Raw genomic sequence first — 25,037 nt, 5'->3', positions numbered from 1 at the left:
GACCTGTCTTTAGCGCGTCGCCGGCGCCGTCGCCATCGGCTGCGCATGCCCCAGCCGCGCCCAGCCGAGCGTGATCGACATGCGGCGGTTGCGCGGGTCGTAGCGGTCGCCGGGCACATAGGGCTCGCGGTCCGACACGCCTTCGATCCGGGCGAAGCGGCGCTCGGGCACGCCCGCCGCGTGCAGCGCCTGGCGGGTCGCCTCGGCGCGCAAGGTCGAGAGCGTCCAGTTGTTGGTCGTGCGGCCCGCGGCATAGGGCAGCGCGTCGGTGTGGCCGCGGACGATCACGTCGTTGGGCACGGCGGCGATCACCGCGGCGACCTCGGTCATCAGCCGCCGCGCGTCGGGCAGCAGATCGGCGGTCGCGAGATTGAACATGGCGAAATCCGCCTCGTCGACCAGATCGATGCGCAGCCCTTCGCGCGTTTCGGTGAAGCGGACGTTCTTCAATAGCCGCTTCAGGCCCGGATCGCGCTGCATCTTACGGATGAGCGTGCGTTTAAGGCTTTCGAAGCGCTTGCGATCGGCCGATTTGTCGCCCGCGCCCTCCTGCATGCCGCCGGTCGCGTCGCGCGGGATGGTGATGCCCCTGGAGCCGGTCTGCGCCGCCTTGTGCGGATAATTCTCCTTCGCGTTCAAGGCGTCGCCGCCGAACGGGCCGTTGGCGCCCGCGCTCTTCTGGCGCATCTCGACCAGGGTCGGGGTGAAATAGTCGGCGATGCCCTTGCGCTGCTTCTCGGTCGTCGCGCCGAGGATCCAGAGCAGCAGGAAGAACGCCATCATCGCGGTCACGAAATCGGCATAGGCGACCTTCCACGCGCCGCCATGATGGCCGCCATGCCCGTCGGCGATGATCTTCTTGACGATGATCGGGCGCGGTTCGGGCTCGTTCTTTCCGCGCGGCGCGGCCTTGCTCGCCATCGCTCAGCGCCCGCGCATGCCGTCGAACACGTCGGCGAAGGCCGGCTGGTTCATGTGCGCGATGCCCGAGCGCGCCGCTTCGATGACGAGCGGCAGCGGATGGCCGTGCAGCGAGGCGATGATCATCTGCTTGACGACGTGGTAGATCGCCGCGTCCGCCTCGATCACCGCCTTGGCGCGCGTCGCCATCGGCCCGACGATGCCGTAGGCGAGCAGCACGCCCAGGAAGGTGCCGACCAGCGCCGATCCGATCATCGCGCCCAAGACGGCGGGCGGCTGGTCGATCGATCCCATCGTCTTGACCACGCCCAGCACCGCGGCGACGATGCCCAGGGCGGGCAGCGCGTCGGCCAGGCTCTGCAGCGTGTCGGCGGGCTTGATCACCGCGTGGTGGTGGGTCTTGAGGCTGTTGTCCATCACCTCCTCCACCGCATGCGGATCGAGCGTGCCCGAGGAGACGACGACCAGCCTCAATGTGTCGCAGATCAGGTGGACCAGCGTGCCGTCGGCCAGCAGCCGGGGATATTCGCTGAAGATCGCGCTCGCCGCCGGGTCCTCGATATGCGGCTCCAGCGCCACCGGCCCGTCGGTGCGCATGATCTTCATCAGGCGGGAGATCAGGAAGATGACGTCGAGATAATCCTGCTTTGTGTATTTCGCGCCCTTGAACACCTTGACCACGCCGCCGCCCAGCGCCTTCAGCTCGGGAAGCGAGTTGCCGGTGACGAGCGCGCCGATCGCCGCGCCGCCGATGATCAGCATCTCGTGCGGCAGCGCATGCATCACCGCCCCGAGATCGCCGCCGGTGAGCATGAAGCCCCCGAAGACCATGACGAGCAGAATGACGACTCCGACGGCTGAAAACATGATGGTCCCCGCTAATTCCCACCTGGGTTAACGGCGGGGGAGGCCGCGACTTTATGGTTTCGCTGGAATTAATCTTCGCGTCAGCCAAACCCCCTCCGTTCGTGTCGAGTAGAGACCGAGCTTGTCGAGGGCTCGTATCGAGACACCTGCCGGGCACGGTCCCTCGATACGCCGTCTCGACAAGCTCGACGGGCTACTCGGCGAACGGGAAGGATTTACCCCAGCAGGTCGAACAGGGTCCGACGGTTGATGCGCGTGAAGGCGGCCTGCGCGGCTTCCAGCGTCAATTGCTTGGCCTGCAGCTCCGGGATCGCCCGGGTGAGGTCGGTCGCCTCGATCGCGACGCGTTCCTCGGTCGCGGCGGTCGCCTGCGCGGCCAGCCTGTCGAGCGCGGCGTCGATCCGCGCGGCGCGGACGCCCTGCGCGCCGCGCGCATCGGTGACCCGCGCCTGGCCGGCCTGGATCGCGTCGAGCGATGCGGCGATCGCCGCATCGTCGCTGCCGCCGATCGCCACAGCGGCGGCCTCCAGCCGGTCGGCGAGCGTATCGCCGCCCGTGCCGAACACCGATGCGCGAGAGGGATTGGCGGCGAGCAGCGCGCCGCTCCCGACCGGCGCCGCCAGCGGCTCGCCATCGGCGAACACCGCCTGCCCGCGCGAATCCTCGGCGGCCATCGCCAGCCGCATCTCGGCGGCGAGCGCGTTGAGCTCGGCGGCGGCGACCGCCTTGTCGCCGCCCGGCGAGCGGGCGCTGGTCACGAGTTCGGCGGCGCGGTCCATCATCGCATGGATGTCGGCGAGCGCGGTGTCGGCGCGCTGGGCGAGCGCCGCCGCGGCTTGCGCATTGGCCTTCCAGATCGTCTGATCGGTCTGGTCGCGCGCGATCGCCGCGACGCGCGCCGAGGCGAGCGGATCGTCCGACGGCGCAAGGATGCGCTTCTCGCCTGAAATCTCGGTTGAAAGCCGGGCGATCTCGCGTGCGAGCCTGCCCTGCGCGGCGATCTCCAGGTGCATGCGGGGGCCGATCAGCATGGGCGTTCTCGCGTCAGAAGATGTTGAGGATGGATTGCAGCGTCTCGCGGGCGATCTGGATCACGCGCGACGAGGCGTCGTACGCCTGCTGGAAGCGCAGCAGCTCGGCCGCCTCGCGGTCGAGATCGACGCCCGAGATATCGGCGCGCGCGGCGTCGAGCTGGTCGCGGTGCGCGACGAGCGCATCCTCGCGCGTGCGGGCGGAGGAGAGGCGCTGGGCGAGCGTGTCGACCGCGCCCTGCGCCGCCGTCTCTATGCCGTGACCGTCGCGTGCGGCGCCGAGCGCCAGCGCATTGGCGTTGGCCACTCCGCCGGAAGCGGCGGCGACCTTGGCCGGATCGCTGGTGGTCATCGTCAGGTCGGCGGTGAGGAGCGGGGCGCCCGCCGCGCCGTTGGCGTCGACCCCGGCGGCCGACCAGTCATTGACCATCGCGACGAAACCGGCCGCCGCATCGGCGGTGAGGCGGCGCGTGTCGGCGATGGTGACCGCCGCCTGCGCCAGACCGGCAAGCGATCCGCGCGCGGGCTGAAGCGACGTGTCGCCCGCCGCGAAGGACAGGCGGCCGTCATCGGCCTGGGTCACGCTCACCAGCGTCGTGCGCCCGTCCTCGAGCAGCGCGGGACCGCCGCCAGCGACGCTGATCGACACCGCCCCGCGCGCGTCGAAGCGCGCATCCACGCCCAGCTTCTCGCCCAGCGAGGCCAGGCGGCGGCCGCGTTCGTCGATCAGCCCGGCATGGCCGCTGCTGCCCGGCGTCGCGCGTGCGATCGAGCGGTTGATCTCGGCAAGCGCCTTCAGATCGGCGTTGGCGGCATCGACCGTCGCCTTCGCCTCGGCGGCGATCGCATCGGCGGTGCGCGCGAGGCCGTCGGACTGCGCACGGAACGCCGCCGCGGCGTCCTCCAGGCCCGCCAGGAACAGCTGGCGCTGCGTGGTCGATCCGGGATCGCCGGCAAGCGCGTCGGCGCCGCTGTAGAAGCGCGCCAGCGTCGCCGGCAACGCGGCGGAGGAGAGACCGGTCTCGCCCGCGCTCAGCCAGCGGCCGAGCGCGGAGGCGCCGGCGGTCTCGCTGCCCGCCAGCCGTGCCTCGGCCTCCAGGAACGCGTCGGTCGCGCGGGTGACTTCGGTCACGCGCACGCCGCCCACCATGTTGGTGCGCGCGGTGAAGGGATCGCCCGCGCCGGCGATTGCGGTGTCGGTCAGCGAGATGCCGCGGCGGTGATATCCGGCGGTCCCGGCGTTGACGACATTCTCGCCGGTGACCGACAGCGCGCCGCGATAGGCGGCGACGCCTTGCGCGCCGATGCGCAGCAGATCGCTCATTTCGCGGGCTCCTGCGGTTTGGCGAACTGGGCGATCAGCATGTCGGCGATGCCCAGCGCGCCGGTCGCGGCCATGCCCTCTGCGGTCCTGGCGTCGGCCAGCTCGCGGAACTGCTCGGTCGCCTGGCTGCCGAGGATGTCGTCGCCCAGCGAGGATGCGCGCATCGATCCGATCAGCTGGCGGACGAACACCGCCTCGAACGCCTCGGCCGCCTTGCGCAGGCCGGGATCGACGGTGTTCGCGGCCGCGGCGGGCGCGGAGGAGACGCCCGCGATCACAGCACCACCAGCTCGGCCTTGAGCGCGCCGGCCTGCTTCAGCGCCTCGAGGATCGCGACCAGATCGGCGGGCGAGGCGCCGATCGCGTTCACCGTCTTGACGATGTCGGCCAGGCTCGCGGTGTCGGCGGTCTCGAACATCGGCGCGCCCTGTTCGATCACGCTGATGTCGCTCGCCTGCTCGGTCTCGGTGCGGCCGCGGCTGAACGGGCCCGGCTGGATGACGCGCGGGTCCTCGTCGACGCGGACGGTCAGCTTGCCGTGGCTGACCGCGGCGGCGCGGATGCGCACCGCGCCGTTGATCACGACCGTGCCGGTGCGGGCGTTGACGATCACGCGCGCAGGCGCGTCGGCGGGCTGGACGGTGAGGTTCTCGATCCGGCTCATCAGCGCGATCCGCGCTTCCTGGCCGGGCTCGGCCATGATGCCGATCGACACCGCGTCGATCGCGCGCGCGCGGCCCATGCCGAGCGACTGGTTGATCGCGGCGGCGACGCGCGTCGCGGTGGTGATGTCGGCCTCAGCGAGGTTGAAGGTCAGCTCGGGCGTGTCGCCGAAGCCGGTCTCGACCGCGCGCTCGACGCTCGCCCCGCCGGGGATGCGGCCGGCGGAGGGGACGTTGACCGACAGCTTCGATCCGTCCGCCGCCTCGACGCCCAATCCGCCGACGGCGAGATTGCCTTGCGCCATCGCGTAGATCTGCCCGTCCGCGCCGCGCAGCGGGCTCATCAGCAGCGTGCCGCCGCGCAGGCTCTTCGCCTTGCCCAGCGCGGAGACGGTGATGTCCAGCCGCTGGCCGGGCTTGGCCATCGCCGGCAGATCGGCGGTGATCATCACCGCGGCCGAATTCTTGAGCGCGGGGTTGAGGTTGGGCGGCAGCGTGATGCCGAAGCGCGCGGCGATGCCCTTCATCCCCTGGGTCGAATATTCGAGGCCGTCGTCACCCGTGCCGGCGAGGCCGACGACGATGCCGTAGCCGGTCAGCTGGTTGGAGCGCAGACTCTGGAACTGCCCCAGATCCTTGACGCGCTCGGCGGTGGCCGGGGTGCTGAAGGTCAATGCCGCGAAAAGGGTGAGGAGAATGCGAAGCATGATGGTCGTCCTCAGAACGGGCTGATCCAGGAGAAGAAGCGCTGCAGCCAGCCCTGACGGCTGGCGCGGGCGACTTCGCCGTTGCCCGAATAGGTGATCCTGGCGTCGGCGACGCGGGTGGAGGCGACGCGGTTGTCGGCGGTGATGTCCTCTGGCCGCACCAGCCCGGCGATCTGGATGAACTCGTCGCCGCGGTTGAGCGTCACCAGCTTCTCGCCCTTCACCAGCATCGCGCCGTTGGGGAAGACTTGCGCCACGGTGACGGTGATCTCGCCCGAAAGCGCGTTGGCCTGCGTCGCCTGGCCCTTGCCGGTGAAGCTGTTGCCGCCGCCCATGCCGATGTCCGACGGGCTGAACAGCGCGAGCGGGCCGGTGGTCGGGGGCGACAGGCCGATCGATCCGTCGCGGTCGGTGACCTGCGTCGCGCTCTTCGACGCCTGGGTGCGCTCGACCAGCACGATGGTGATGAGATCGCCGACCCGCGCGGCGCGGTTGCCGCTGGTCAGCGGCGCATAGCCGGCCGAGGCCTGGAAGATCGCGCCGTTGGGCGCGGGCGCGGGCGGCGGCGCGACCGGCAGCGTCGCGGCATAGTCGATGTCCTTGGACTTCTTCTTCTTGCGCGCGTCGGCAGGGGCCGCGGCGACGACGGCGAGCGCGCAGGCGGCGAGGGTGAGGGTGCGGATCATCGTCAGATATTCTGGTTGATGGTGCGCAGCATCTCGTCCGTCGCCGAGATCATCTTCGAATTGACCTCGTAGGCGCGCTGGGTCTCGATCATGTCGACCAGCTCCTCGACCACGCTGACGTTGGAGCCCTCGAGCGTGCCCGCACGCACCGCGCCGCGGCCCTCGATGCCCGGCGAGCCGACCTGCGGCGCGCCCGACGATTGCGTCTCGGCGAACATGTTGTCGCCCAGCGCCTGCAGCCCCGCCGGGTTGACGAAGCGCGCGGTCTCGATCCGGCCCAGCTCGGTCGCCTCGGTGGCGCCGGCGAGCGTCGCGGAGACGGTGCCGTCGGCGCCGATGGTGATCGCTTGCGCGCCTTCGGGGATGCTGATCTCGGGGATCAGCGGCTTGCCGTCGCCGGTGACGATGCGGCCCTCGGCCGAAGGCTGGAAATTGCCCGCGCGGGTATAGGCGGTGCGGCCGTCGGGCAGCTGCACCTGGAAGAAGCCCGCGCCCTCGATCGCCATGTCGAGCGCGTTGCCGGTGGTCTGGTAGCTCCCTTGCGTGTCGATCCGCGACGTGCCGGTCATCTTCACGCCCGATCCGAGCGACAGCCCGGTGGCGTAGCGGTTCTCCGCGGAGGACGGCGCGCCGGGCGCGGTGATCGCCTGATAGGCGAGCGTCTCGAAGCTCGCGCGCTCCTTCTTGAAGCCGGTGGTGTTCACGTTCGCCAGGTTGTTGGCGATCACGCGCATCCGCGCCGACTGGGCGTCGAGGCCGGTGCGGGCGACGTGGAGGGCTGCGTTGGTCATCTTCGTGTCCCCTTAGTTGAGCTGCATCAGCTTGGCGCCGGCGTCGTCGATCTCGCGCGCGGTGGAGAGCAGCTTGATCTGGGTCTCCCAGGCGCGGCTGGCGTCGATCATGTCGACCAGCGCCTGCGTCGCATTGACGTTGGAGCCTTCGAGCGCGCCGGCGGTCAGCCGCGCGTCCGGATCGGACGGCAGCGCGCCGCCGCCCTCGACGCGGAAATGGCCGTCGATCCCCTTCACCACCGCCGAGCCGGCGGGGGTGACGAGCTTCAGCCGCTCGACCTGGCTGGGCTGGGTCGGATCGCCGCCTTCGGGGACGATCCACACCGTGCCGTCGGCCTCTATCCTGACGCTGTCGGCGGGCGGCAGCGTCACCGGCCCGCCTTCGCCGAGCACGGGCGCGCCGTCGCCGGTGGTCAGGAGGCCGGTGTCGGACAGCATCAGGTCGCCGCGGCGGGTATAGGCCTCGTCGCCGTCCTTCGCCTGGATCGCCAGCAGCGCGTCGCCGGAAAGCGCGATGTCGAGCGCGCGTCCGGTCTCGGTGACCGTCCCCGCGTCCATGTCGGCGGCGAGCACCTCTTCGGAGGCGAGCACGCGCGCATTGGCCGGCCCGCCCGTCGTCCACAGCGACTGGCTGTTCGCGATCTCGGCGCGGAAGCCCGTGGTGTTGGCGTTGGCCAGGTTCGACGCGATCACCGTCTGGCGCGCCATCGCGCCGCGCATCGCGGTCAGCGAGGTGTAGATCAGGCGGTCCATGTCGGGTCCGATCAGCCGAGGTTGACGATGGTCTGGGTCAGCGCGTTGGCGGTCTCGATCGCCTTGGCGTTGGCCTGGAAGTTGCGCTGCGCGGAGATCAGCGCGACGAGCTCCTCGGTGATGTCGACATTGGCCTGCTCGAGCGCGCCCGACTGGATCACGCCGAAGCCGCCCTTGGCCGCCTCGCCGACGATCGCCTCGCCCGAACGGCCGGTCAGCGACCAGGCGGCGTCGCCGAGCTGGCGCAGCCCGCCCGGATTGGCGAAATTGGCGAGCGCGAGCTTGCCGAGCGGAATGGTGTCGCCGTTGGAGAAGGTCGCCGAGACGATGCCGTCATTGCTGACCGAGACATTGTCGAGCTGGCCGGCGGCGTAGCCGTCCTGCTCGAAGGCCTTGAGCGTGAAGGGCGCCGCGGCCTGCGCGGTGCCGCTGTAATCGATGGTGAGCGCGAGCGGCGCCGCGCCCGAGCTCGCCTGGCTGGTGGCGTATTGCACGCCGCCGACAGGGCTCGTCATCGCGCCGGTCGCATCGAAGGTGAGCGTCAGCGGCGCGGCCGGCGCGGCCTGCGCCGGGTTGGACGAGACCTCCTGCCCGCCGACGAACAGCCGCGCCTCCCAGGTGGTGGTCGGGTCGGCCGCATCGGGCAGCTTGGTGCGCGTGTAATAGACCGTCGCCGGAATCTCGTTGCCCGAGACGTCGAACACGCTGGTCGCGGTCGAATAGTTGTAGCTGTTCGGGTCGAGCCGGTCGAAGGCGTAGGGCGTGCCGTTCTGATAGACCGCGCGTGCGGCCGGCAGATCGGCCGAGGTCGGCAGCGTCGTCGCGAGCGAGACGTTGCCCGTCGCCTTGGCGGTGCCCGAGGTCAGCGGCACCTGCAGGTTGCGCGTCGCCGCAAGCCCGGTCGCCGTGACGATCCCCTGCGAATCGACCGGCAGCACCTGCAGATAGGCGCCGCGCCCGTCGGTGACGTAGCGGTTCTGGTCCACACCGAACGAGCCCGCGCGGGTGAAGCTCACCGCGCCGCCGGTCAGGTCGTTGCGGGTGACGAAAAAGCCCTGGCCGCTGATCGCGAGATCGAGCGCGCGCTCGGAGGCCTGGAAGCCGCCCTGGCCGAACTGCTGGACGATGCCCTTCAGCCGCGCGCCCTGGCCGGCGACGCTGCCCGATTGCAGCGGCGAGGCGGAGATGATGTCGCCGAACTCGGTGCGGCTCTTCTTGAAGCCGATCGTGCCGACATTGGCGACGTTGTTGGAGATCACCGAAAGATCGGCCTGCGCGCCCTTGAGGCCGGAAAGCGAGGTGTAGAAGGACATTGGGAAACTCCTTGGAAAACGGGATCAGCCGAGGCGCACGGCCTGGTCCGGGGCGACGAGCCCGATGGGGGTGACGAGGCGCATGTCCGCGCCGCTCGCCGGGGAATGGACCGCGGTCACCGGCACCCAGGCGCCCGGCACCGCGTCGATCTGCCCCTTGGCGCCGATCGCGTTGACGACGATCTTGAGCGGTCCCGCGGTCGCGCCGCCCTCGTTCGCGTAGGCGAAGGGGAAGGTGCCCGCCTCCTGCGCGCCGAAATCCTCAGTGTGGACGACCTGCCCGTTCGCATCGACCAGGCTGACCGAGACCGCGCTCGCCGCCTCGGGCAAGGCGATCTCGCCCGCATAGCTGCCGTCGCGCCGCTGCGGCACGGTGTCGCTTTCGACCAGCGCGTCGCGGCCGATCCAGCCCGAAAGGTCGGTGATCCGCCCGCCGGCGAGCTGCCCGGCGATCGCCTTCAGGCTCGCATTCATCTCGGCGATGCCCGCCACGCTCGAGAATTGCGCCATCTGCGCGACCATCTGCGTGTTGTCGACCGGCTTGAACGGGTCCTGCGTCGTCATCTGCGTGGTCAAGAGCTTGAGGAACGAGGACTGGTCCATCGTCGCATTGCTGTTGGTGGTGGCCTGCTGCGGCAGCGCGAGGCTGCCGGTTCCGGAAACTGCGGTCATTTGCCCATCCTGATCGTGTCGAGGGTCAAGGTCTTGGCGGTCTGCAGCACCTGGACGATGTTCTGGTACTGGCGCGCCGTCTCCAGCATCTCGACCAGCTCGGCGGCGCTGTCGACGCCCGCCTCCCAGACATTGCCGTCGGCATCCGCCATCGGGTGGTTGGGGTCGTGGCGCCTGGTCGGCTCGACCTCGCTCTGCACGACGCGGCTGACGCGCACGGTGGCGACGCCCTCGCCGCCGCTCACGCTTTCGAACACCGGCTTGATCGCGCGGAACGCCTCGGCCTTGCTCGACGCGACCGAATCGGCATTGGCCAGGTTGGAGGCGGTGGTGTTCAGCCGCACCATCTGCGCGGACATCGCGCGTCCGGCGATGTCGAACACCGACATCTGGCGGTCGCCGCTCATGCGCATTCTCCCTTGCCCATTCTCATTCCCCCTTCAGCGCCTGCATCAGTGTGCCGATGCGGCCTTCGATGAAGGACAGGGTGGTGCGGTAGCGCACCGCGTTCTCGGCGAAGATGGTCTGCTCGGCGGCGAGCTCGACGGTGTTGCCGTCGAGGCTCGCCTCGTTCGGGATGCGATAGCCGAGGGTGCTGCCGATCGCGTTTTCGGTGTCCGTCCCGCCGGTCGCCATCCTGAGCGCCTCGGCAAAGTCGAAATCGCGCGCCTTGTAGTTGGGCGTCGCCGCGTTCGCGATGTTGGAGGCGAGCATGGTCAGCCGCTGGCTGCGCAACTGCAGCGCCGCGCCGTGCACGCCGAAGATCGAATCCGCCCCCATCGAAGCTCCCCCACTTAAACATTCCGCCGCCTGGCCGTTCTGATGCACGACAAAGCGGACCCAGGGGCTGCTCTGCAACCGGCGTGCCAATCGGCCTCCGGCAGGCGATGGACCCCGTGATTCCGCGATCATCTGTCCGATCCGGCAAATCCTTGCCGGTGGCGGCAATATCTTGCCGGTAGGGCGGCAAAGGGGGCGAAGTGGGGGCGGAACCGTTGATGCTGGTCGACCTCCAGGCGCTGTTGCTGGTCGTCGGCGCCAGCCTTGCGGTGGCCGCGGCGCGGGCGTCGCGCGGCGATATCGGCCGCGCCGTCCGCGCCTTCGGGCCGCTGCTCAGCGCCGATCCGCACGCCGACGCCGCGCGCGCCATGCCGATGGTCCGCGCGATTGAGCGCGTCGCGCACATGCAGACGCTGGCGGTCACCGATCGCGTCCATACGCGCCATCCGGTGCTCGCCGCCGCGGCGCGGGCCTTGGCCGACTGCACCGATCCCGAAGCCTACCGCGTCTATGCAGAGGAAACGCTGGCCGATCGCGCGCGCCGCCATCGCGGCGGTTACGAGTTCTGGGCGGCCGCCGCCGACGCCGCGCCGGCGATGGGGCTCGCCGGCACCGTCGTCGGCCTGATCGCGATGTTCGCCAATATGGCCGCGCCGGAGGCGATGGGCGGCGGCATGGCGCTCGCGCTCGTCACCACGCTTTACGGCGTCGCCTTCGCGCATCTCGTCGCGCTCCCCATCGCGCGCCGGCTCGAACGGCTGAGCCTGGACGAGCTCGCCTGGCAGCGCCGCGCCTTCGATCACCTGATCGCGCTCGCCGAACGCGAGCTGCGCCATCCGCCGGCGCCCCGCATCCGGGCGGTGTCGTGATCGGCGCCGGCCAGCGCTGGGCGATCAGCCTCGCCGATCTCCTCATGCTGCTGCTCGGCTTCTTCGTCCTGCTCGACGCGAGCAAGACTGCGCGCGGGGCGCAGATGGCGAGCGTGTCGGCGGCGGTGACGGGCGTTCCGGTGAAAGCTCTGCGCACCGACGCGGCAACGCTGTTCGCCGATGGGGAGGCGATGCTGACGTCCACTGGCCTCGCTCGCATCCGCGCGATCAAGGGCGATGCCCTCGTGCGCGTCGCGGTCAATCAGCAGACCCAGGGCCGCTACGATCGGTGGGACCTCGCCGCCGCCCGCGCCGCCGCCATCGCCCGCGCGCTGCCGGGCAAGGCGGAGGTCGAGCTGTCGTCCTCGGCCCCGGCGAACGAGGTGCTGATCGTGCGGCCCCCTCTCAACTCCGGCTAGCGCGCTCACGCGCGCAACCCTCCGTATCTCTCCCCTTCAGGGGAGAGATACGAAGCCTTGCGAGCTCGCTCGCTAGGCGCAGTTGAGAGGGGCCCCGCCACCCGCCACCAGCTTGGCCCGCTTGTTGCTTGGCCTCCCCCAAAGGAGTGTCCGAATGACGATTATCCGACGCGCGCTCGCGCTCGCGCTGCTGGGCGGCGCCGCGCCGCTCGCCGCGCAGGGATTCGAGAATCTCGACCGGCTGGAGGGCGATCTGATCGCGCAGCTCGGCGCCGGTATCGGCGAACCGGGCGGCCCCGCCGCGGGGATCGACCGGCGGCTGAAGCTCGCCGCCTGCCCGGCGCGGCCCGAATTCGATGCGCCGCACCTCAATGCGGTCGCGATCCGCTGCCCGGCGAACGGCTGGCGCATCCGCGTGCCGCTGACGCGCGGCGACGCGGTAGGCGCGGCCCAGGCGGTGGCGGCGCCTGTCGTGCTGCGTGGCGACGCCGTCTCGGTGGTCGCCGCCGGACGTGGCTTCACCGTGTCGCAGGCCGGCGTCGCGCAGGAGAACGGCGCGCCGGGCGAGCGGATCCGCGTCCGTATCGACCAGCGAAAGCCGCCGATCTACGCCGAAGTGGTCGCCCAGGGCGAGGTGCGCATTTCGGGGCTTAATTAATCCTTACGCCTGCCGTTATGGCATGCGATGGACAGGTTAGAGGTCAGGAAGGGCCGCAGCATGATCAAGGGTATCGGGCCGGCGAATGTCGGCCGGCCGGCGAGTGAGGCGATGCGCGTGGCGGGCGAGGCGAAGGCCGTCGATCGCGCCAATCCGGCGCGCACGGCCGACAGCGCCGCCGCCGCGCCGTCGCTGCAGGTCAAGCAGATGGTCGCCGACGGCCCGCCCGTCGCCGCCGATCGCGTCGCTGCGCTCAGGGCGGCGATCGCCGGCGGCAGCTACCGGATCGATGCCGATGCCATCGCCGATCGCATGGTCGAGAATGACTTTCCGGAAGGTGGCCGGTGAACCTGACCGACGTGCTGGATTCGCTCGAGCCCGCCATCGAGGCGCTCGAACGCGCGCTCGATCGTCCCGATCCGCAGGCGATCGCGGTGGCGAGCGAGCTGCTCGGCGCCAGCCTCGCGCCCTTGCGCACCGCCTCGGGCGCGATCGTCGCCGAACATGCCGATCGCTTCGCCGCGGCGCTCGCACGGGTGGAGGGCCTGCGCGCGCGCATCGCCGTGCTCGCCGATTTCGACCGCGAACGCCTGGCGATCGCCGCGCAATCCCGCGCCGGACTCGCCGGACCGGTGTACGCCCGAAACGGCCGCATGCGCCTCGTTTCGGGCGGCTGAGCGCCCCATCAAGCCCGTCGCCCCTGCGGAGGTAGGGGCCTCCGGGTTTGTGGCACATCCGTAACGTTTGCCGCCAGAGGCCCCTGCCTTCGCAGGGGCGACGGGCAGGCATCGCCGACTTGCCCGCATCTGGCACGACACTTGCTGATTACCCCCGTGATGACCGTGGGTGTCGAATTTCCGACGCGGGTGGGGCCGCATGCGAATGGGGTGGCGCGATGACCGCGCTGCGCAGCCTGCTGGCCGGCGGCCGCATGGCCATCCTGCCTTTCGCCACGCTCGCGCTGGTCGCGCTGATGGTGGTGCCGATCCCTGCGCTGCTGCTCGATATCGGCTTCATCTTCAACATCGTCATCGCGCTCGCGGTGCTGATGGTGGCGCTCAATGCCGCCAAGCCGCTCGATTTCTCGTCCTTCCCCACCGTCCTCCTGTTCGCGACGCTGATCCGGCTGGCATTGAACGTCGCCTCGACCCGCGTCGTGCTGGTCGACGGGCACAACGGACCGGGTGCCGCGGGGCATGTCATCGAGGCGTTCGGCAGCTTCCTGATCGGCGGCGACTACGCCGTCGGCATCTTCGTCTTCATGATCCTGATGATCATCAATCTGGTCGTCATCACCAAGGGTGCGGGCCGCGTTTCCGAGGTTTCGGCGCGCTTCACCCTGGACGCGCTGCCAGGCAAGCAGATGGCGATCGACGCCGACTTGAACGCCGGCCTGTTGACGCCCGACCAGGCGCGCGAGCGCCGCCAGGAGGTCTCGACCGAGGCCGGCTTCTACGGCTCGATGGACGGCGCGTCCAAGTTCGTGAAGGGCGATGCCGTCGCTGGCGTGCTGATCCTCGTCATCAACATCGTCGGCGGCATGGTGCTGGGGATGTTCAGCCACGGCCTGTCGGCGGGCGACGCTGCCAGGACCTATGTCGTGCTGGCGATCGGCGACGCGCTGGTGGCGCAGGTGCCGGCGCTGCTGCTTTCGATCGCTGCTGCTGCGATCGTCACCCGCGTCTCCTCGCCGATGGACCTGTCCGGCCAGATCGTCAGCCAGTTCGCCTCGCGCCGCGCCTGGGCGCCGGTGGCGGCGATCATGGGGCTCCTGGGCGTGCTGCCGGGCATGCCGCACCTCGTCATCCTGCCCGCCGCGGTGATCTGCGGTTTCATGGCGTGGAAGATGAAGGACGCGCCCGCCGAGGCCGAGGAGGCCGCCGCCGACGAGCCGCTCGCCGGCGCGCTCCCCTCGACCATCGAATGGAGCGACGTCAGCGACGCCGCGCCGCTGGGGCTCGAGCTGGGCTACGGGCTGATCGGGCTGGTCGACGAGCGCAAGAACGCCCCCTTGATGGCGCGGATCACCGGCATCCGCCGCCAGCTGTCGCGCGAACTGGGCTTCGTGGTGCCGCTGGTGCGCGTGCGCGACAATCTGTCGCTGGCGCCGCGCGCCTATCGCATCATCGTCGGCGGCGTGGTGCTGGGCGAGGACGAGGTGCAGCCCGATCTGCTGCTCGCGCTCGACAGCGGCGATGTCGACGGGCCCTTGCAGGGCATCCAGACGCGCGATCCCAGCTTCGGGCTGGAGGCGGTGTGGATCGCGCCCGAGCTCAGGAACGACGCGATCGTCGCCGGCTATACCGTGGTCGATCCGGCGACCGTCATCGCCACGCACCTCAACCAGCTGATCACCGCCAACGCCGCCGAGCTGTTCGGGCTCGACGACGCCGACAAGCTGGTCGAGGCGCTGAAGGACAGCGCGCCGCAGCTCGTCGCCGGGCTTACGCCGCAGCCGTTGGCGCTCGCCGACATCGCGGCGATCTGCCGCGAACTCCTCGCCGAGGGCGTCAGCCTCAAGGATTTCCGCCGCATCGCCGAGGCCATGGCCGAATCCGCGCGCGTCTCTCAGGACCACACCGCTCTCGAACGTGAGGTCCGCCAACGCATCGGCGCGATCATAGTCCAGTCGATCGTCCCCCTGCGCATGCCGCTTCCGGTCATAACGTTCGACGGCGAACTCGAAGGTCTCCTTGCGCAGGCGGTTCGAACAGGTCCTGCCGCGATGCACCCGTTCGAGCCGAGCCTGGCCAACCGCGTGGTCGAGGCGGTGCGCGAAGCCGCGCTGCCGCTGCAGGCCGAGGCGCGGAGCTTCGCGCTGGTCACCTCGCCCCAGGTCCGCCGCCCGCTGTCGCGGCTGCTGCGCGCGCACCTGCAGGGCGTGCCGGTGCTGGCCTTCACCGAAATTCCTGACAGCAAGGCGGTCGAGGTGGTCGCGGTCGTCTCGGGCCAGCCGCAGGGCCAGCCGCAATTGACGAGCGCGGCGGCATGAACGGTCATGCCCGGCGCGCGCGCGTGATCGCGGTGGCGAGCGGCAAGGGCGGCCTCGGCCGCTCCACGCTCGCCGCCAATCTGGGCGTGACGCTGGCGCTCGCCGGACGCAAGGCGCTGCTGGTCGATCTCGATTTCGGCCTCGCCGATGCGGCGACGCTGCTCGGGATCAACGCCGCGGTCGATCTCGATGGCCTTGCGGCGGGGACGACGCCGCTCTCGGCGATGACGCTCGCCGGGCCCGCGGGCCTCGATCTCGTTCCCGGAGGTCCCGCCGGCGAGATCCCGCGCTCGCGCGAATTGCTGCTGCGCCGCCTCGCCCAGTCGATGCGGCCGCTCGCAGACCGCTACGACGACATCATCGTCGACACGACGACCGGCGCATCGCCCGAGGTGATCGCCTCGATCGGCGACAGCGACGGCGTGATCCTGCTGGTCGGCGAGGAGCCCACCGCGTTCATGAACGCCTATGGTCTCCTCCGCCTGCTCGCGCACGGTCCGGGCATCGCCGCGCTGGGCATCGTCGCCGCGCAGGTCGAGGACGAGGCCGCCGGGGCCGCCCTGTTCCAGCGCTTCGCCTCCCTCGCGGCGCGCTTCCTGCCGGTGCAGCCGAGCTATCTCGGCGCGTTGCCGGTGGATTCGCATGTGCGGGATTCGGTGATGGCGCGCCGGCCGTGCGTCCAGCTGTTCCCCGACTGCCCGGCGTCGCTGGGCTATCGCCGGGTCGCGGGCGCGGTTGCGGGCGGGCTGTTCAAGCCATTCGCCGGCGGCGACCGCTTTCTCGCGCTGGAGGGCCATCATGCACTCGGCTGAGATGGTGACCTATGGCCGCAATCCCGCGCGTCAATCGGCCGACGCGCTGGTCCGCGCGCACATGCCGCTGGTCCGCCGCATCGCCTGGCACGTCCACGCCCGCGTCGCCTCCGCGATCGAGATCGAGGATCTGGTCCAGATCGGCATGGTCGCGCTGATCGAGGCGGCGAACGGTTACGAGGATCGCGGCCACGCCTTCGCCACCTATGCGCAGATGCGCGTGCGGGGCGCGATGATCGACCGGCTGCGCGCCAGCGCCGGCCTGTGCCGCTCCGCGCTCGCCAGGCGCCGCCAGCTCGCCGCGACGCGCGCGAAGCTGGAGCAGGGGCTGGGCCGCCAGGCGGGGGACGCCGAGATGGCCGCCGCGCTGGGGCTCGACGCCGCCGGCTACCGCGCCTTCGTCGATTCGGCGATCTCCACGACGCACGAATCGATCGACGAGATCTATTCGGACCACGCCATGTGGTTCGCGAGCGACGAGGACGATGCCGAGGAGGCGATCGACAAGGCGCAGATGAAGGCCGCGGTCGCCGCGGCGATCCGCTCCCTGCCCGAACGCGAGGCGATGGTCCTCCAGCTCTATTTCGTCGAGGAACTGAACCTGGAGGAAATTCGCCAGGTGCTCGGCGTCACCGCCGCGCGCGTCTGCCAGATCAAGAAGGCCGCGCTCGACAAGGTGCGGGCGCTGCTGACCGCATAGTTGCGGCGCCGGCGGCCGCCAGCTTGCCTCCACCACCGCTCACGCACAAAATCGAACCCCCCGGAAGCGGGGGCTTCCGAGGGGTTCGGGGGACCGATCCCGGCGCGTGGATTTGGGGACCTCTCGCCGGGATCGCGTTTGCTTCGCCTGAAAGACCGAGGAGGGTCTTAGCGGAGCAGGGACATCACATTCTGCTGGCTCTGGTTCGCCTGGGCGAGCATCGCGGTCGATGCCTGGCTCAGGATCTGCGAGCGGGCCAGCGCGGTCGATTCCGCGGCGAAGTCCGTGTCCTCGATGCGCGAGCGCGATTCCTCGAGGTTGGTCACGCGGTTGGTGATGTTGGCGACGCTCGCCTCGAGGCGGTTCTGCACCGCACCCAGGCCGGCGCGCGCCGTGGTGATCGTGTCGAGCGCGGTGTCGATCGCGTCCATCGCCGCGCCGGCGTCGCCGGTCGAGCCGATGTCGAGCGTGTCGACGCCGAGCGTCGTCCCTGTGACGTCGGACAGCGTAACGTCCATCGTCTGCGTCGAGGTCGTGCCGGTTTGCAGCGTCACCGTCGCATTGGTGCCGTCGAGCAGCGCCACGCCGTTGAAGGTGGTGCGGCCGGCGACCTCGTCGATCTGGGTGACCAACTCGGAGAACTCGGCCTGCAGATTGTCCTTGTCGGCGTCGCTGAGCGTGCCGTTGCCGGCCTGAACCGCGAGCTCCTTCATGCGCTGCAGCATGGTGGTGACCTGCGACATGCCGCCTTCGGCCGTCTGCACCATCGAGATGCCGTCATTGGCGTTGCGCGAAGCGGCGTTGAGGCCGCGGATATCGGAGGTCATGCGCGTCGCGACCGAAAGACCGGCGGCGTCGTCCTTGGCGCTGTTGATGCGCTTGCCGCTCGACAGGCGCTCCATCGCCTGCTGCAGGCTGGCGTTCGCCAGACGCGAGCTGTTGCCCGCCCGGATCGCGCTGACATTGGTGTTGATGACAGTCATTTGAATTCCCTTTCCCGCTTCGTTTCCCTGACCCCCGAACCCATTCAAACGGCGGTCACGAAAGCTGTAACGGCCGGGCCGCGCCGGAATTAAATGCGGCGCGGCGGAAATTTGTCGCGACGATCTTCCGACGGGGCATGACGGCTTTCCGACGCTCCCTGGAATCGCGCGCGCGTAAGGGCCGCGATTTCACGGCGGTTCCAGCACCTCAAAAATTTGGCACGCTGCTTGCTTTTACGGAGGCAGGGCCGGCTTCGGCCCGTGGGGAAAAGTGGGGGCAAGTTTCATCATGGCGATTATCGTCAGTGCTACAGCGGCGGACGCGATGCCCACGCTTTCGGCATGGCTCGCCGGCGCAGGCGTGGCGCACGGCGTCCACGCCGTCGGCGTCAATCCGCGCGGACCCCGCCGCGTCCTCCATGAAAGCGAGATGGCGATCGCCACGGTGCGCGACCTGATCGTCGGCACCACCGATGGTGAGCCCGTCTTCACCCGCTCGGCGAACGGCCAGCCCGATCATATCGCGTTCGGCTTCCGCGACATGGCGTTCGGCCATGCGCTGATCGCCGAACTCGTCCGCTCCGCCGGCGAGCCAGCGCTGGGCGAACCGGCCACGCAGCGCCTCTACGCGCTGGCGGCGCGCGTCGCCGCCAGCGACGCCACCGTCCTCGTGCTGGGCGATACGGGCACGGGCAAGGAAGGGCTGAGCCGCATGATCCACGCGAGGAGCGCGCGCGCCGAAGGGCCGTTCGTCGCGATCAATTGCGCCGCGCTGCCCGACACGATGCTCGAGGCCATGCTGTTCGGCCATGTGAAAGGCAGCTTCACCGGCGCCGGCACCGCGGCCGACGGTCTGTTCCGGGCGGCCGAGGGCGGCACGCTGATGCTCGACGAGATCGCCGAGCTGCCGCTGCCGCTCCAGGCCAAGCTGCTCCGTGCGTTGCAGGAGCGCGAGGTTCTGCCGGTCGGTGCGACCCAGGCGGTGCCGGTCGATGTCCGCATTGTCGCGGCATGCAACCGCGATCTCGCCGCCGAAGTCGCCGCCGGCCGCTTCCGCGCCGATCTCTATTGGCGCTTGAACGTCGTCGCGCTCGAACTCGAACCGCTCGCCGAGCGCCGACAGGATGTGCGTGCCATCGCCGCCTCGATGCTGCTGCGCCACACCGCGAACGGCCAGCCCTTCGCCTGGCCCACGGCCGATGCGCTCGCCGCGCTGATGGCGCACGACTGGCCGGGCAACGCCCGCGAACTCGACAACGTCTTGCAGCGCGCACTGTTGCTGCGCGAAGGCGATCGCATCGAAGTCGATGATCTCGGTTTCGTACCCGCAGCCGCTTCCGCGCCGATCAAGACTGCGCCCGCGCTCGCCACCACCGATGGCGCGATCACGCCGCTGTTCGAGGTGCAGCGTACGTCCGCGCACGAGGTGATCCGCGCCGCGCTGGAAGCGACCGGCGGGCACCGCGCCCGCGCCGCAGCGCGCCTTGGCATCAGCGAGCGCACGCTGCGCTACCGCCTCGCCGAGCTGCGCGCGGCCTGAAGGAGAGAGATAGATGAGCGGCATCGACGCCAGCAGCATCCTCCAGATGCGCAACCAGATATTGCAGCAGAACGCGGCGCTGCAGCGCGTCGCGACCGCGCCGGTCATGCCGCCGGCCGCGCCCGGCGCGGCGGCTCCGGTCGAGCAGACCGGTTTCACCTCGGCGCTGCGCGACGCGCTGACCCAGGTCAACAGCCTGCAGGCCGCGTCGTCCGAGGCGACCGCCGCCTATGAGCGCGGCGAGACCACCGACATCGCCGCCGTGATGCTGGCGCGCGAGCAATCGAGCCTCGGCTTCCAGGCGACGCTGCAGGTCCGCAACAAACTCCTCACCGCCTATCGCGACATCATGAGCATGCCGGTCTGACATGAGCGAACTCGTCACCATCCCCGCCCAATCGCGCCTCACCATGGACAAGGTCCGTGGCCTGGCGACCCAGCCGGCCGTCACGCGCGCCTTGCCGATGCTCGGCCTGCTCGGCGTCGCCGGGGCCGCCGCGCTCGCCTGGTCGGTCATCTCCGCGCCGCCGCAGCGCGCGTTGTCGACCGGCATGGACGATGCGGAGAAGGCGGCGGTGGTCGACGCTCTGGCCTCTGCTGGCATCGCCAACCAGGTCGATCGCGACACCGGCGCGGTGACGGTGGCCGGAGACGACTATCATCGCGCGCGGATGATCCTCGCCCAGCAGGGGCTTCCGAAGAGCGCGCCCGACGGCGCGGCGGTGATCGATGCGATGCCGATGGGCGCCAGCCGGGCGGTGGAGGACCAGCGCCTGCGCGCCGCGCGCGAGCAGGATCTCGCCCGTACGATCGAGGCGATCGACGCGGTCAAGACGGCGCGCGTCCACCTCGCTTTCGAAACCCCCAGCGTGTTCGTCCGCGACCGTTCGTCGCCCGCGGCATCGGTGATGCTGCGGCTCGAGGGCGGTCGGCGGCTGCGGGAAGCGCAGGTCGGCGCGATCGCCCATCTCGTCTCCTCCTCGGTGCCCGGACTCGATCCGGCCGAGGTCTCGATCGTCGATCAGAATGGCCGTCTGCTGTCGCGCGGGGGGGATGGCGATCCGATCGCCGCCGCTTCCGACCGTCAGCTCGAAGTGCAGGAGCGCGTCGAGGCGCGCTATGCCGGCAGCATCGACGCGCTGCTGACGCCGATCGTCGGCGCCGGCAACTTCACCGCGGAGGTCAACGCCGATCTCGATTTCGCGCAGGTCAGCGCGACGCGCGAGAATTACCCCGCGGATCAGCGCGTCGTCGCCCAGGAGCGCGGCGAGACCGTGAGCGAACCCAATTCGGCGGAGGCCGGGGGCATCCCCGGCGCGCTCGCCAACCAGCCCCCACCGGCTTCGCAGCTGTCGGAGAGCCCCACCTCTCCCGACGCTGCGGAGCCGACTCCGGGTACGACCCCCAATCGTAGCTCGGAGACCTATAACCGCACCTTCGCGCTCGGCCGCGAGGTGTCCGTCACCCAGGGCGCGACCGGCACGGTCAAGCGCCTGACCGTCGCCGTCGCGCTGAAGGAAGGCACCGCCGGCCGCACCATGACGCCCAGGCGGCTCGCCGAGATCGAACGCCTCGTGAAGGGCGCGGTCGGCTTCGATGCGGCGCGGGGCGACACCGTGGCCGTCACCGTCCAGCCCTTCGTCGAGCTTGCCCCCGCCGCACCGCCGCCCTGGTATGAGGCGGCGTGGGTGACGACGCTTGCCCGCGCGCTCTCCGGCGTGATCGTCGCATTGCTGCTGGTGTTCTTCATCGGCCGCCCGCTGCTCAAGCGCCACCAGGCGGCGGCGAAGCTGCGCGCGGCGGAGGCGGGCCAGCGCCGCAAGGAGATCGGCACGCAGATGGCCGGCGCGCTCGCGCAGCAAGTGCGCGGCGGCGAGGCGGGATCGATCACCGTCGACATGATCGAGAGCGCGCCGAGCTATGCCGCGCGCGCCGATCTGATCCGCGATTTCGTCCGCCAGGATCCGGCGCGCGCCGCGCTGGTCGTGCGCGACCTGCTCAAGGCCGGCGGCGAGCAGGAGGCGCGCAATGCCTGATCTCGCCACGGTCATTCCCGCCGAAGGCGGCGCGCGCGCCGCCGCCATCCTGATGATGCTGCTCGAAGAGGCCGAGGCGGCCGACGTGCTCGGCCGGCTGGAGCCCGACGAGGTCAAGCAGCTCGGCGCGACGATGTACGAGATCGCCGATGTCTCCGAAGGCTCGGTCAACTCGGTGCTCGACCTGTTCGTCGCCCAGGCGCGCGAGCGGACCACCATCGGCTTCGAGGCCGACCAGCAGATCCGCGGGATGATGGAGCGCGCGCTTGGCGCCGAGCGGGCCGACAAGGTGCTGGCGCGGGTGATGCCGCCGCAGAAGTTCGGATCATTGGAGGCGCTCAAATGGATGGACGCGCGCTCGATCGCCCAGCTGGTCGAGCATGAGCATCCGCAATTCGCCGCGCTGACGCTCGCCCATCTCGATCCGGCCGCCGCCGCCTCGGTGCTCGAGCTGCTCGACGAAGGCCAGCAGGCGGAGATCGTCTATCGCATCGCGACGCTGCGCCCGGTGGGTGCGATGGCTGTCGAATCGCTCGAACAGCTGCTGCTTCGCCAGACCGGCGGGGCGGGGGGCGCGACCTCGCGCCGGGGCGGGCCAAGCGAGGCCGCGGCGATCGTCAACAACACGCGCACCCCGGTCGAGCAGCGCATCATCCGCACGCTGCAGAAGCTCGACAAGGGCCTCGCGCGGACGATCGAGGACGAGATGTTCGTGTTCGAGAACCTGCTCGACCTCGACGACAAGAGCCTGGGCGCGGTGCTGCGCACGGTCGAGGCGGACCGGCTGGTGCTGGCGCTGAAGGGCGCCGACGACCGGATCAGGGACCGCTTCTTCGGCTGCATGTCGCAGCGCGCGGCGCAGTCGATCCAGGACGAGCTGGCCGATCGCGGCCCGACCCGCCTGTCCGACGTGCAGGACGCACAGAAGACCATCCTCGCCGCCGCGCGCCGCCTGGCCGATGCGGGCGAGATCATGCTCGGCGCGAAGGGCGACGACTATGTCTAGCTTGTGGTCCGCCGCCGAACGTGTGACCCCCACCGCGATCGCCTCCGGCGCGCTCGCCGGCTTCGCACCGTGGAGCGGCGGCGAGGCCGTGGCGGCCGCGCCGATCCGCCTCGATCCGCGCGAGGCGGGCTATCGCGAGGGGCTTGCCGAGGGCCGCGCGCAGGCGCTGGCCGAGTTCGAGGAGCAGCGCCAGGCGCTGGTCGCATTGGCGGAGAACCTCGCCGCCTGCCGTTCCGAGCCGCCGGAGATGCTGGCTTCGGTGCTGGCGGAGGTGGTCGGCCGGCTGGTCGCGCAGATCGTCGGCGAGACCGAGATCGATCCGGCGCTGGTGCGCGAGCGCGTGGACGCCGTCGCGCGGCTCGTCACCGAGCAGGCGGGCCCGGCGCGGCTGCGGCTCCATCCGGCGGATGTCGTGATGCTGACCGGCGCCGCGCTCGATTGCGAGATCGTCGCCGATCCGGCGCTGATTCCCGGCAGCGTGGTCTGCGAGACCGCGACCGGCTGGATCGAGCACGGCCCGGAGGCGGGCATGGACCGGCTGCGCCAGGCGCTCGACCAGTTGGCGGTGGCGCGATGAGCCTCGCCGCGCAAGCCTCCGCCATGCTCGACACGATCGATGTCGCGGCGCTCGGCCCGCGTCGCGTGGGCCGGCTGGCCGCGTTCGACGGCCAGATGCTGGAGGTGACCGGCTTCGTCCAGCCGATCGGTTCGACCGCGCGCGTGATCGACGCGCACGGCCAGCCGACGATCGCCGAGGTGGTCGGTTTCCGCGGCGACCGGGCGATGCTGATGGGTTTCGAGGGCGATCGCGCGCACCTCAACGGCGCGCGGGTCGAGCCCGACGGGTTCGGCGGTTCGGTCGCGGTCGGCGACGGGCTGCTCGGCCGCGTGATCGACGCGCTGGGCAATCCGCTCGACGGGCGCGGGCCGATCAACGCGTCGGCGCGCTGGCCGCTCGCCGGGCGGCCGGGCAATCCGTTGCACAGAACCCGCGTGACCAGGCCGTTCGATCTTGGCGTCCGCGCCGTCAATGCGCTGCTCACCGCAGGCCTCGGCCAGCGTATCGCGCTGATCGCCGGCTCGGGCGTCGGCAAGTCGGTGTTGCTCGGCCAGATGATCGCCGGCGCCGAGGCTGATGTGACCGTCATCGGCCTGGTCGGCGAGCGCAGCCGCGAGGTCACCGATTTCGTCGAGACCAAGCTTGCCGGCGCGCGGCGCGACAAGAGCATCGTCGTCGCCGTCCCGGCCGATCATCCGCCGGTGCTCCGCCTGCGCGCGGCGATGCGCGCCACCGCCATCGCCGAATATTACCGCGCGCAGGGCCTGAAGGTGCTCCTCCTGATCGACAGCCTGACCCGCGTTGCACACGCCCAACGCGAAATCGGCCTATCCCTCGGCGAACCCCCAACGATGAAGGGCTATCCGCCCTCCGCGCTCGCCATGGTGCCGCGCCTCGTCGAGCGCGCCGGCGCCGACGTGCGCACCGGCGGCGCGATCACCGCGGTCTACACCGTCCTCGCCGATGGCGACGACTTGGACGATCCGATCGTCGACACCGCGCGCGCGATCGTCGACGGGCATATCGTCCTCGCGCGCAGCCTGGCCGAACAGGGCGTCTATCCGGCGATCGACATCGGCCGCTCGCTGAGCCGCGTCATGGCCGACGTCGCGGATGAGGCGCACCTCGCCGCCGCGCGCGGCTTCCGCCGGCTTTGGTCGGTGTTCGAGGAAAATCGCGATCTCATCATGATGGGCGCGTACAAGGCCGGCGCCGACGCGGCGATCGACGAAGCGATCGCGCGCCGCCAGGACCTGCTCGCCTTTGTCGGCCAAGGCCAGAAGGAACGCGTCGACCTCGCTGCGGCGCGCGAGCGCCTGATCAAGGAATTCAGCCGATGAAGGTCGCCGTCCAGCGCCGCGAACGGATCAGCCGCGCCCGCCAGGTCCAGCATCTCCAGGCGGCCGCGCAGGCCGCACAGGCCGAGGGGCTGGTCGCGCATCTGAAGGCGCAATCGAGCCAGATCGCCCACCTTTCGACGAGCATGACGCCTGCACCCGGCGGCGCCACCCGCGCTGTCACCTTGTCCAATACCGGTGAGCTCGCCATGCGCCTGCGTGAGGCGCACGTTCAGCTCTCGCGCGCGCTGAGCGAGGCGCAGGTCAAGGCCGCGGAGCGCTCGGCCGAGCGCGTCGAGGCGCGCATCCGCGAGGAAAGCGCCCGTCAGCTGGTCGATCGCGCGCGGGCCGCGCTCGAGGAACTCTACGATCGCCGCATGGCCGCGCTCGCACTGCGCCGCCGTATCGCGGGGACGGAGGAATGATGCCCGTCGCACCGCTTCCGAATCTGCCGTTTCAGCTTCCGGTTCCACCGGTCGCGCCGGTGACGCTCGATTTCACCGCGCTGATACAAGGCGAGGCCGTGCCTGCGCCGATGACCGCGCCGGTCCCCGCACAGGCGCCGGCGCCCGTACCTGTTTTCATCGAGAAAAGCATCGCGCATCCCGCACAGGTCTCG

29 protein-coding genes are annotated in these 25,037 nt (G+C 70.5%); 15 read left to right on the top strand and 14 right to left on the bottom strand.

From position 1 onward, the window contains the following. Window positions 1-9: 9 nt before the first annotated feature. From D1610_RS08560 to flgB, 13 genes are all read right to left on the bottom strand, one after another. A complete protein-coding gene (locus D1610_RS08560; RefSeq protein ID WP_118863676.1) occupies window positions 10-921 on the bottom strand; it encodes a flagellar motor protein MotB in 912 nt (303 codons plus the stop codon). 3 nt (window positions 922-924) lie between these two features. Continuing rightward, the gene (gene motA / locus D1610_RS08555) at window positions 925-1,788 is read right to left on the bottom strand and encodes a flagellar motor stator protein MotA (RefSeq protein ID WP_118863675.1); all 864 of its coding nucleotides are present in this window, start codon (window positions 1,786-1,788) and stop codon (window positions 925-927) included. Between the two features lie 215 nt (window positions 1,789-2,003). Further along, a complete protein-coding gene (locus tag D1610_RS08550; protein WP_118863674.1) occupies window positions 2,004-2,819 on the bottom strand; it encodes a flagellin in 816 nt (271 codons plus the stop codon). Window positions 2,820-2,832: 13 nt separating this feature from the next. Then, on the bottom strand, window positions 2,833-4,143 hold the full coding sequence (flgK, locus tag D1610_RS08545; protein WP_118863673.1) for a flagellar hook-associated protein FlgK: 1,311 nt from the start codon (window positions 4,141-4,143) through the stop codon (window positions 2,833-2,835). After that, complete coding sequence (locus D1610_RS17365; protein WP_245942046.1) at window positions 4,140-4,421, bottom strand: rod-binding protein; 282 nt, start codon at window positions 4,419-4,421, stop codon at window positions 4,140-4,142. Before D1610_RS17365 ends, flgK begins: the two co-directional genes overlap by 4 nt. Further along, a complete protein-coding gene (locus D1610_RS08535; RefSeq protein ID WP_118863672.1) occupies window positions 4,418-5,512 on the bottom strand; it encodes a flagellar basal body P-ring protein FlgI in 1,095 nt (364 codons plus the stop codon). The genes D1610_RS17365 and D1610_RS08535 overlap by 4 nt, the downstream gene beginning before the upstream one ends. Window positions 5,513-5,523: 11 nt before the next feature. Next, window positions 5,524-6,198: a flagellar basal body L-ring protein FlgH gene (locus tag D1610_RS08530; RefSeq protein ID WP_118863671.1), complete on the bottom strand. Its 675-nt coding sequence runs from the start codon at window positions 6,196-6,198 to the stop codon at window positions 5,524-5,526. Window positions 6,199-6,200: 2 nt separating this feature from the next. After that, complete coding sequence (gene flgG, locus D1610_RS08525; RefSeq protein ID WP_118863670.1) at window positions 6,201-6,989, bottom strand: flagellar basal-body rod protein FlgG; 789 nt, start codon at window positions 6,987-6,989, stop codon at window positions 6,201-6,203. A gap of 12 nt (window positions 6,990-7,001) precedes the next feature. Then, the gene (locus D1610_RS08520; protein ID WP_118863669.1) at window positions 7,002-7,742 is read right to left on the bottom strand and encodes a flagellar basal body rod protein FlgF; all 741 of its coding nucleotides are present in this window, start codon (window positions 7,740-7,742) and stop codon (window positions 7,002-7,004) included. Window positions 7,743-7,753: 11 nt separating this feature from the next. Continuing rightward, window positions 7,754-9,055, bottom strand: a complete 1,302-nt coding sequence (locus tag D1610_RS08515) for a flagellar hook protein FlgE (RefSeq protein WP_118863668.1) — start codon at window positions 9,053-9,055, stop codon at window positions 7,754-7,756. Between the two features lie 24 nt (window positions 9,056-9,079). Further along, window positions 9,080-9,727: a flagellar hook assembly protein FlgD gene (locus D1610_RS08510; protein ID WP_118863667.1), complete on the bottom strand. Its 648-nt coding sequence runs from the start codon at window positions 9,725-9,727 to the stop codon at window positions 9,080-9,082. Then, window positions 9,724-10,134 carry a flagellar basal body rod protein FlgC gene (flgC, locus tag D1610_RS08505; protein ID WP_118863666.1) on the bottom strand — a complete coding sequence of 137 codons (411 nt, stop codon included), beginning with the start codon at window positions 10,132-10,134 and terminating at the stop codon, window positions 9,724-9,726. The genes D1610_RS08510 and flgC overlap by 4 nt, the downstream gene beginning before the upstream one ends. Window positions 10,135-10,156: 22 nt before the next feature. Next, window positions 10,157-10,507: a flagellar basal body rod protein FlgB gene (flgB, locus tag D1610_RS08500; protein WP_118863665.1), complete on the bottom strand. Its 351-nt coding sequence runs from the start codon at window positions 10,505-10,507 to the stop codon at window positions 10,157-10,159. Window positions 10,508-10,725: 218 nt separating this feature from the next. On the opposite strand from flgB, the gene D1610_RS08495 reads away from it, so the two are divergent. The 8 genes from D1610_RS08495 (at window position 10,726) to D1610_RS08460 (ending at window position 16,957) form a co-directional block, all read left to right on the top strand. Then, window positions 10,726-11,376 carry a MotA/TolQ/ExbB proton channel family protein gene (locus tag D1610_RS08495; protein ID WP_147414299.1) on the top strand — a complete coding sequence of 217 codons (651 nt, stop codon included), beginning with the start codon at window positions 10,726-10,728 and terminating at the stop codon, window positions 11,374-11,376. Further along, on the top strand, window positions 11,373-11,795 hold the full coding sequence (locus tag D1610_RS08490; protein WP_182466754.1) for a flagellar motor protein MotB: 423 nt from the start codon (window positions 11,373-11,375) through the stop codon (window positions 11,793-11,795). The genes D1610_RS08495 and D1610_RS08490 overlap by 4 nt, the downstream gene beginning before the upstream one ends. Window positions 11,796-11,949: 154 nt before the next feature. After that, on the top strand, window positions 11,950-12,453 hold the full coding sequence (flgA, locus tag D1610_RS08485) for a flagellar basal body P-ring formation chaperone FlgA (protein ID WP_118863662.1): 504 nt from the start codon (window positions 11,950-11,952) through the stop codon (window positions 12,451-12,453). A 60-nt stretch (window positions 12,454-12,513) separates the two neighbouring features. Beyond that, entirely contained in the window at window positions 12,514-12,801 is a 288-nt protein-coding gene (gene flgM / locus D1610_RS08480; RefSeq protein WP_182466753.1) for a flagellar biosynthesis anti-sigma factor FlgM, read from the top strand. After that, the gene (locus tag D1610_RS08475) at window positions 12,798-13,130 is read left to right on the top strand and encodes a hypothetical protein (RefSeq protein ID WP_118863660.1); all 333 of its coding nucleotides are present in this window, start codon (window positions 12,798-12,800) and stop codon (window positions 13,128-13,130) included. The genes flgM and D1610_RS08475 overlap by 4 nt, the downstream gene beginning before the upstream one ends. 218 nt (window positions 13,131-13,348) lie before the next feature. Beyond that, entirely contained in the window at window positions 13,349-15,445 is a 2,097-nt protein-coding gene (flhA, locus tag D1610_RS08470) for a flagellar biosynthesis protein FlhA (protein WP_118863659.1), read from the top strand. Next, window positions 15,442-16,257, top strand: a complete 816-nt coding sequence (locus D1610_RS08465; RefSeq protein WP_118863658.1) for an AAA family ATPase — start codon at window positions 15,442-15,444, stop codon at window positions 16,255-16,257. Before flhA ends, D1610_RS08465 begins: the two co-directional genes overlap by 4 nt. Then, window positions 16,244-16,957, top strand: coding sequence for a sigma-70 family RNA polymerase sigma factor (locus tag D1610_RS08460; protein ID WP_118863657.1), 714 nt, complete (start codon window positions 16,244-16,246; stop codon window positions 16,955-16,957). Before D1610_RS08465 ends, D1610_RS08460 begins: the two co-directional genes overlap by 14 nt. Window positions 16,958-17,124: 167 nt before the next feature. On the opposite strand, the gene D1610_RS08455 is transcribed toward D1610_RS08460, so the two are convergent. Next, window positions 17,125-17,940 carry a flagellin N-terminal helical domain-containing protein gene (locus D1610_RS08455; RefSeq protein ID WP_118863656.1) on the bottom strand — a complete coding sequence of 272 codons (816 nt, stop codon included), beginning with the start codon at window positions 17,938-17,940 and terminating at the stop codon, window positions 17,125-17,127. 286 nt (window positions 17,941-18,226) lie between these two features. Here D1610_RS08455 and D1610_RS08450 point away from each other — a divergent pair, with 286 nt between their 5' ends. From D1610_RS08450 to D1610_RS08420, 7 genes are read left to right on the top strand one after another with little or no spacing between them, the layout of a single operon-like run. Beyond that, window positions 18,227-19,480 (top strand): sigma-54 interaction domain-containing protein, encoded by a 1,254-nt coding sequence (locus D1610_RS08450; protein WP_245942061.1) that lies wholly within the window; start codon window positions 18,227-18,229, stop codon window positions 19,478-19,480. Window positions 19,481-19,493: 13 nt separating this feature from the next. Continuing rightward, window positions 19,494-19,847, top strand: a complete 354-nt coding sequence (fliE, locus tag D1610_RS08445; RefSeq protein ID WP_118863654.1) for a flagellar hook-basal body complex protein FliE — start codon at window positions 19,494-19,496, stop codon at window positions 19,845-19,847. 1 nt (window position 19,848) lies between these two features. Next, complete coding sequence (fliF, locus tag D1610_RS08440; RefSeq protein ID WP_118863653.1) at window positions 19,849-21,516, top strand: flagellar basal-body MS-ring/collar protein FliF; 1,668 nt, start codon at window positions 19,849-19,851, stop codon at window positions 21,514-21,516. Further along, the gene (gene fliG / locus D1610_RS08435) at window positions 21,509-22,522 is read left to right on the top strand and encodes a flagellar motor switch protein FliG (protein ID WP_118863652.1); all 1,014 of its coding nucleotides are present in this window, start codon (window positions 21,509-21,511) and stop codon (window positions 22,520-22,522) included. The genes fliF and fliG overlap by 8 nt, the downstream gene beginning before the upstream one ends. After that, on the top strand, window positions 22,515-23,099 hold the full coding sequence (locus tag D1610_RS08430) for a FliH/SctL family protein (protein ID WP_182466752.1): 585 nt from the start codon (window positions 22,515-22,517) through the stop codon (window positions 23,097-23,099). Before fliG ends, D1610_RS08430 begins: the two co-directional genes overlap by 8 nt. Further along, window positions 23,096-24,421 (top strand): FliI/YscN family ATPase, encoded by a 1,326-nt coding sequence (locus D1610_RS08425; protein WP_245942045.1) that lies wholly within the window; start codon window positions 23,096-23,098, stop codon window positions 24,419-24,421. Before D1610_RS08430 ends, D1610_RS08425 begins: the two co-directional genes overlap by 4 nt. Then, window positions 24,418-24,843 (top strand): hypothetical protein, encoded by a 426-nt coding sequence (locus D1610_RS08420; RefSeq protein ID WP_118863650.1) that lies wholly within the window; start codon window positions 24,418-24,420, stop codon window positions 24,841-24,843. Before D1610_RS08425 ends, D1610_RS08420 begins: the two co-directional genes overlap by 4 nt. Window positions 24,844-25,037 lie beyond the last annotated feature (194 nt).

Source organism: Sphingomonas gilva, assembly GCF_003515075.1.
Taxonomy (GTDB): domain Bacteria; phylum Pseudomonadota; class Alphaproteobacteria; order Sphingomonadales; family Sphingomonadaceae; genus Sphingomonas; species Sphingomonas gilva.
The sequence above is the reverse complement of the archived record's forward strand: the minus strand, read 5'-3'. Positions and strand labels throughout refer to the sequence as shown.

Excerpts from the sequence above, each read along its gene's own strand:
- D1610_RS08420 (WP_118863650.1), top strand. The coding sequence starts at position 24,418 with ATGAAGGTCGCCGTCCAGCGCCGCGAACGGATCAGCCGCGCCCGCCAG.
- flgG (WP_118863670.1), bottom strand. The coding sequence starts at position 6,989 with ATGACCAACGCAGCCCTCCACGTCGCCCGCACCGGCCTCGACGCCCAG.
- flgA (WP_118863662.1), top strand. The coding sequence starts at position 11,950 with ATGACGATTATCCGACGCGCGCTCGCGCTCGCGCTGCTGGGCGGCGCC.
- motA (WP_118863675.1), bottom strand. The coding sequence starts at position 1,788 with ATGTTTTCAGCCGTCGGAGTCGTCATTCTGCTCGTCATGGTCTTCGGG.
- D1610_RS08510 (WP_118863667.1), bottom strand. The coding sequence starts at position 9,727 with ATGACCGCAGTTTCCGGAACCGGCAGCCTCGCGCTGCCGCAGCAGGCC.
- D1610_RS08550 (WP_118863674.1), bottom strand. The coding sequence starts at position 2,819 with ATGCTGATCGGCCCCCGCATGCACCTGGAGATCGCCGCGCAGGGCAGG.
- fliF (WP_118863653.1), top strand. The coding sequence starts at position 19,849 with ATGAGCGAACTCGTCACCATCCCCGCCCAATCGCGCCTCACCATGGAC.
- D1610_RS08515 (WP_118863668.1), bottom strand. The coding sequence starts at position 9,055 with ATGTCCTTCTACACCTCGCTTTCCGGCCTCAAGGGCGCGCAGGCCGAT.
- D1610_RS08460 (WP_118863657.1), top strand. The coding sequence starts at position 16,244 with ATGCACTCGGCTGAGATGGTGACCTATGGCCGCAATCCCGCGCGTCAA.
- D1610_RS08465 (WP_118863658.1), top strand. The coding sequence starts at position 15,442 with ATGAACGGTCATGCCCGGCGCGCGCGCGTGATCGCGGTGGCGAGCGGC.
- flgB (WP_118863665.1), bottom strand. The coding sequence starts at position 10,507 with ATGGGGGCGGATTCGATCTTCGGCGTGCACGGCGCGGCGCTGCAGTTG.
- flhA (WP_118863659.1), top strand. The coding sequence starts at position 13,349 with ATGACCGCGCTGCGCAGCCTGCTGGCCGGCGGCCGCATGGCCATCCTG.
- D1610_RS08535 (WP_118863672.1), bottom strand. The coding sequence starts at position 5,512 with ATGCTTCGCATTCTCCTCACCCTTTTCGCGGCATTGACCTTCAGCACC.
- flgC (WP_118863666.1), bottom strand. The coding sequence starts at position 10,134 with ATGAGCGGCGACCGCCAGATGTCGGTGTTCGACATCGCCGGACGCGCG.
- flgM (WP_182466753.1), top strand. The coding sequence starts at position 12,514 with ATGATCAAGGGTATCGGGCCGGCGAATGTCGGCCGGCCGGCGAGTGAG.
- D1610_RS08455 (WP_118863656.1), bottom strand. The coding sequence starts at position 17,940 with ATGACTGTCATCAACACCAATGTCAGCGCGATCCGGGCGGGCAACAGC.
- fliE (WP_118863654.1), top strand. The coding sequence starts at position 19,494 with ATGAGCGGCATCGACGCCAGCAGCATCCTCCAGATGCGCAACCAGATA.
- D1610_RS08425 (WP_245942045.1), top strand. The coding sequence starts at position 23,096 with ATGAGCCTCGCCGCGCAAGCCTCCGCCATGCTCGACACGATCGATGTC.
- D1610_RS08495 (WP_147414299.1), top strand. The coding sequence starts at position 10,726 with ATGCTGGTCGACCTCCAGGCGCTGTTGCTGGTCGTCGGCGCCAGCCTT.
- D1610_RS08430 (WP_182466752.1), top strand. The coding sequence starts at position 22,515 with ATGTCTAGCTTGTGGTCCGCCGCCGAACGTGTGACCCCCACCGCGATC.
- D1610_RS08530 (WP_118863671.1), bottom strand. The coding sequence starts at position 6,198 with ATGATCCGCACCCTCACCCTCGCCGCCTGCGCGCTCGCCGTCGTCGCC.
- D1610_RS08520 (WP_118863669.1), bottom strand. The coding sequence starts at position 7,742 with ATGGACCGCCTGATCTACACCTCGCTGACCGCGATGCGCGGCGCGATG.
- fliG (WP_118863652.1), top strand. The coding sequence starts at position 21,509 with ATGCCTGATCTCGCCACGGTCATTCCCGCCGAAGGCGGCGCGCGCGCC.
- flgK (WP_118863673.1), bottom strand. The coding sequence starts at position 4,143 with ATGAGCGATCTGCTGCGCATCGGCGCGCAAGGCGTCGCCGCCTATCGC.
- D1610_RS08560 (WP_118863676.1), bottom strand. The coding sequence starts at position 921 with ATGGCGAGCAAGGCCGCGCCGCGCGGAAAGAACGAGCCCGAACCGCGC.